Raw genomic sequence first — 6,404 nt, forward strand, 5'->3', positions numbered from 1 at the left:
ACGTACACACTAATTAAAGGCACTTATCCGCTAAAGGAGGCGCATTCAATCAACCTGAAGGAATTGCTTTTGATCGTGATAATAATCTTTACATTTCTAACGAGGGTGGCACCTTAGCCGCAGGAAACATCTTAATGTTTAAGGTTAAAAAGTAGTCAGCCGAAAATTATCTATCTTTATACAAACGCCAGGCTATGATTAAAAGATTTACCCTTTTAGCAATTTTATTTTTAACTCATTTTATCACTTTTGCGCAAAGCGATGTCAAATATCGTGTCATTCTATTTGGTGATGCAGGGGAGATGAATCCTGCGCAAATGCAGGATTTAAAGAATGCGGCCAAACAGATCATCCCCAAAAAAACAACTGTAATTTATCTTGGAGATAACATTTACCCAACAGGAATGGGTTTGCCTGGCAGTCTTGAAGAAGAAGAAACCAAGAAAATTCTTCGCTCGCAGTTTGAGCCAATGCGTAAAGCTGGCGCACCAGTTTATTTCATCCCAGGTAATCATGATTGGGATAAGTCTGGTCCGAAGGGTTTGGCTAAAATTAAGGCACAGGATGATTTTTTGAAGGCTCAGGGCGATCCGCTATTGAAATTAATTCCTGACAATGGTTGTCCTGATCCTGTGGCGATTAAATTAACGGATAAATTAACCATTATTGCTTACGATAGTGAATGGTGGTTGTTCCCGTACAATAAATCCAACCAGGCCGGCGAATGCGAATGCAGAACAAAAGACGAGGTTTTAGTTAGGATGGAACAACTGCTGGAGCAAAATAAAGACAAGGTGATTTTGCTGGCTTCGCACCATCCGTTTCAAAGTTACGGACCGCATGGTGGTTATTTTAATTTGCGCAACCACCTTTTTCCGTTAACTTCCCTGAATAAAAATCTTTATATCCCGATGCCTGTTTTAGGCTCGGTTTACCCGTTTTTAAGATCTACTTTACTAAGTCCTGAAGATTTAAATCATCCTGCCTATAAAGACATGATCAGGTCGGTAAATGGTGTTTTTGGCGATTATCCGAATGTTACTTATGTTGCTGGTCATGAGCATGGTTTGCAATTAATTAAAGGAAAACAGCTTCAAATTGTAAGCGGATCAGGCTCGAAGGTTTCACCGAATAAGCAAGGTAAAACCTCGTTATTTCATGAAATGCAGCAGGGTTATGTAGTGGCTGATCAGCTAATGAATAATGATATGCGTTATGAATATTACGTCTATTCAGATACAAGCGTAAAAAAGGTTTATAGCTATACCAAGAAATTTGAACTATTGCCTACAAAAGTAAGAAACCGCGATAAACCCATCACAGCTGATAGTATTTTCGTTAAAATTAAACCAGAATATGATAGCGTTGGTCGCTTTCATCGATATGTTTTCGGTGAAAATTACCGTAAAGAATATGCTGAGCGAACCAAGGTTCCGGTATTAAGGGTTTCTAGAATGATGGGTGGTTTAAAAGCTACTCAACGTGGAGGCGGAAACCAGTCACGCTCCTTACGCCTGGAAGATAAAAACGGGAAAGAGTACGTATTGAGAAGTGTAGAAAAGTTTCCTGAAGTTTTATTGCCGGAAGGATTACGCAACACTTTCGCTAAAGATATCATTAAAGATAATATGTCTGCGCAACATCCTTTCTCGGCTTTGGTTGTGCCAGAACTAGCTAAAGCAGCTAACATCCCGCATTCTAATCCGATCATTGGTTGGGTTTCTCCAGATGATGGTTTAGGAGAATTTGAATCTGCTTTCGCCAATACTTTGTGCTTGTTTGAAGAACGTGAGCCGGTTGGCGAATCAGATAGTTCACCTAAAATGGATAAGAAACTAACTGATGATAACGACAATAAGTTAGATGGTCCGGCCTGGGTGCGGGCCAGGGCGCTCGATGTTCTGCTGGGCGACTGGGATCGACATGAAGACCAATGGCGTTGGAAAGAAACCAAAACAGAAGATGGCTCAAAATACACGCCGGTTCCCAGAGATCGAGATCAGGTTTTTTACATGGGCGATGGTAAAATACAACGTTTCACGCAATCATCTTCTTTGCTGCCAATGATGCAAGGTTATGAGCGTCCGATCCAGAACATTAACTGGTTTTTATGGGAGGGCAGAGAGATTAGCAGCCGTTGGACTGCCAATATCGATGAAGAAGAGTTTGATAAAATTATCAAAGATTTTTGTGCCAAGTATAACGATGAAGTTTTTGAAAAAGCATTAAAAGCACTTCCTGAACCAAGTTATTCGCTACATCACGATGTATTTCTAGCAACGCTCCGGGAGCGAATTGCCAATATGCCAAAGATGATGAATGATTACTATCATTTCTTCAATCGTATTGTAGATATTGAATTGACCAACAAACATGAGTTAATCAAAATTTCAGATACCGATAATAATGGTTTAAGGGTAAAAATCAATAAAATATCCAAAGAGGGAAATATCAAAGAAGAATTATTTGACCGGAAATTCGATCCAAAAGTGACCAGAGAACTTCGAATTTACATGCACAATGGTAACGATAGCTTGCTTTTAGATAACAAAAATTCCAATATCAAGATCAGGATTATAGGTGGTAAAGGTGATAAGTATTATGATTTTGCAAACAGTAACGGAACTGTTAAATTGTACGGAAGAACCAATAAGGCCACTTACCAAGGTGAGGATCAGAATAAAATAGGTAAAATTATATCCAATGATACCTCCAATTTCAGTTATATCCCAAAGGATATGTATCGCAGACGTTCGTATAACCTGAATGCAGGCTACAATCGCGATGATGGAATTTTATTAGGCTTGGTTTACAAACAGACTAATCCCGGCTTTAGAAAACAACCTTGGGGCAATTCCCAAACCGTTTCTTTTTTACACTCTTTCTCTACAAAAGCTTTCAGATTTAACTATAAAGGCGAATGGTTAAAGGCAGTTGGCAAAGGAGATATCGTGGTAAACGGAAATGCTTATGCGCCCAATAACACGCAAAACTTTTTCGGTTTAGGAAATGATACACATTTTGATGAGCATGGCGATGATATTCGTTACTATCGGGCTCGTTTTAACCTCTATCAGGTAGATGCGGCCATTAGGTGGCGCAGGCCGAAATCTACTTTTTCAGTCGGACCATCTTATCAGTATTATAAATTTAACAGGGAAGATAATGATGGACGATTTATCTTAAACCCTGGAGCACTTCATTCTTCTGACAGTCTGACAGTTAGAAACGAAAAAATGTTTGCGGGGGCAATTGTTAACTTTACCAATAATACCCGTGATAATGACTTATTACCAACGTTAGGCAGTTTTGTAGATTTTAAATTGTTGGGTTATAAAGGCGTAAATAAATATTCCAATTCAATTGGGCAGTTTACAGCCAGCATTTCGCTTTATAAAAATCTTGATGGCAGGAAGAAATTCATTTTGGCCGATCGCTTTGGCGGTGGTGTAACCGTTGGACAACCGGCATTCTACCAGGCTTTGTATTTAGGTGGGCAGGGAAATCTCCAAGGTTACCGTCAGTTTAGGTTTGCCGGCGAACACATTTTCTATAATAATTTAGAGTTAAGAGCAAAACTCGGTGATTTAGTAAGTTATGTTTTACCAGGACAAATTGGCCTGACAGGTTTCTGGGATGTAGGAAGAGTTTGGAAAAGAAATGAAGCATCGCAAACATGGCATCACGGTGTAGGTGGAGGGGTTTATTTCGCTCCGGCATCACTCACAGTTGTTCGATTTGTGATGGGTCATTCATCAGAGGGCTGGTATCCTTACTTCTCTCTAAATTTTAGGTACTAAATTTGTGTAACATCAATATAGATGTTTGATCCAAGTATTACGTTGTGCAGACCATTGTTGCTTCATGGAGTGCGTATCTTTGCGAAGCGTTTAATAATTAATCGATCACTATAAAATTTACACTATAGATAAACTTATACCATGAATACCAACGTAATAAAAATTCATAAAAATGAATGTATAGGTTGCCAGGTAGAATCTGCATTATCTTTTCGCCCCCTTGTGGAGTATTTAAAAGATAGGCTTAAAACAGAAAAATCAGTTAAATCAGAATTTTACAGGTTTTTACTTGAGAAGATAGAAAAAGATGAGGTGCTTTTAAATAGCATCGATGCTGAAGAATTATCGAAATACAAAGATACATTAGAATTAATTTTTACCATTTTAACGCCGTTAATGGGCGATGAAGATGATTTGTTTTGGGCGCTAAGTACCCCAATTCCTGATCAGATTTTCTTTAGCACAAATGCGTTTTACAAGTTTTTTAAAGATCACGATCCTAAAAATAAAGTAAATAAAGACAGCGAGCCGGTAGAGAAAAAGCAGCTGAAGTTTATATACAATATTATTTTAAACAGATTTTATAACTTTACTTATGTGCTTAAAAATGAAATTATTTATGCACATGTAAATGAAGAAACTAAACTTACCCAATATTATAATATTCAAACAGATACTAAATTTGTTGATATTAAACATAAAGGGAAACTTCCAGAATTAAACTTCGAAGCATTAGCTCAATATTTTCAGGAAGATAAGGAGTTAGAATACTTACTGGATAATCTGCCCCTAAAAGATTTTAAATTTGATGGTTTTAGCATCATTTCCATCACTGATGTAACATTACAGCATTCTATTGATGGAATTCGTGATGCTTTAGTGAATCATAATTATCAAACTGAGGCATATACCCACGTCATCCAGGCGTTGAAAAGTTTAAGTGGTGATGGAAGTTTAGAGTTTGGTTTGATGCCTTTTTTAACCGTTAATAATAAACTGGTTTTCGATAACAAGGAATTTTCGCAAAGTATGCTGATTAATTCGGCAAAAGCTGCAAACCTTGAAGAGGAAGTGTTTTATTCTTTGGTTGATAAATACAAGGAAAATCCAAAGGCGATTTTTGTAAGCGCCATCAATGATGATCAGATTACGAAGGATCCGTTTTTAAGGGTTTTAAAGGAAGCTGGGGTTTGCTCATACTCCGTATTGCCGGTTTATTATAATAATCAATTGGCAGGGGTTTTAGAAGTTTATTCAAACCACGAAGTCCAAGTTGATGACAAGTTACTTTCCAGATTACGTCCGGCGATGCCATTGATTGGACAGCTTTTTCAATACAGTATTGAAGAATTTGATGCAAAAATGGATGAAGTGCTGATGGATAAATTTACGGCTTTGCAACCTTCGGTTCAGTGGAAATTTAACGAAGCCGTATGGCATTTTCTTCAAAGCCAGAATAGCAATAGCAAAGTGAAAGAAATTGAAACGGTTACTTTTAAACACATGTATCCGCTATTTGGCGCTGTTGATATCCGTAATTCGACTACAGAACGTAATATCGCTTTAAAGGATGATTTGAATGTACTTTTAAATCATCTGATTGATGCTTTGAAAGCGATGAAAAAAACAGTGAAGCTGGATTTGATTGATAAACTTTTGTTCAATTGTAAAGATTGGATTAAACAGATTGGAAGTTTTGCATCGTCGAATGAAGAAAATCAGTTAAGAGAATTTTTAGAGCTCGAGGTGTATCCGTTTTTATCAATTATAAAGGGAAATCATCCTGAAACTGCAGAAATCGTTGATCAATACTTTGAGGTAGTTGTTCCAGCCACTGGTGCTGCATACGCCAATCGCAGGCAGTTAGAAATATCAATGCAACTGATCAACACTGAGGTTAGTCAATATCTTGAAAAATCTCAGGCGAATTTGCAAGCATCTTATCCTTGTTATTTTGCAAAATTCAGAACCGATGGGGTAGAATACGATATTTATATTGGACAGGAAATAGCGCCAGAAAAACCATTCGATTTATTGTATCTGAAAAATATCCGTTTGTGGCAACTTACATCAATGGTCGAAATTGCTCGTTTATCGAAAAGTTTAATTGGTGAAATGCCTCGTAAATTGGAAACCACGCAGTTGATATTTATCCACTCAAATGCGATTGATATCAGCTTTAGAAATGACGAGCGCCGTTTCGACGTGGAGGGTGCTTATAACATTCGATATGAAGTGGTGAAAAAACGTATTGATAAAGTGTTAATTAAAGGAACAACTGAACGTTTAACTCAGCCGCATAAAATTTCTATGGTTTATTTTAACCCGGATGAAGCGAAAGAATACATGGAATATATTAAATACATGCAAGTTCAGGGATATTTAAATGATGATTTAGAGCAGCTTGACCTTGATGAATTGCAAGGTGTATCAGGCTTAAAAGCGTTGCGGGTAGGTGTTAAGTATTTGGATGCCAAGAAAGATACAACAAAGAAACTAAAGCCTACTGAGTTGAAATCAATCGAAAAAGAGATTGCTAAAATGCTTCAAAATTAGGTTTAATAAAAAAAAGGCTTTCTGATCAAATCAGAAAGTCCTTTTTAT

At 37.3% G+C, this 6,404-nt stretch carries 2 protein-coding genes and 1 pseudogene; all 3 read left to right on the forward strand.

Going from position 1 to position 6,404, the window contains the following annotated elements; genetic code table 11:
- Window positions 1–53: 53 nt before the first annotated feature.
- A pseudogene (locus ON09_RS26705) lies at window positions 54–155 on the forward strand (SdiA-regulated family protein); the annotation flags it as partial.
- Window positions 156–194: 39 nt separating this feature from the next.
- Window positions 195–3,800, forward strand: coding sequence for a BamA/TamA family outer membrane protein (locus ON09_RS21600; RefSeq protein WP_010603157.1), 3,606 nt, complete (start codon window positions 195–197; stop codon window positions 3,798–3,800).
- Window positions 3,801–3,941: 141 nt separating this feature from the next.
- Complete coding sequence (locus ON09_RS21605) at window positions 3,942–6,356, forward strand: GAF domain-containing protein (RefSeq protein ID WP_010603158.1); 2,415 nt, start codon at window positions 3,942–3,944, stop codon at window positions 6,354–6,356.
- Window positions 6,357–6,404 lie beyond the last annotated feature (48 nt).

Source organism: Pedobacter agri PB92 (assembly GCF_000258495.1).
GTDB classification, from domain to species: domain Bacteria; phylum Bacteroidota; class Bacteroidia; order Sphingobacteriales; family Sphingobacteriaceae; genus Pedobacter; species Pedobacter agri.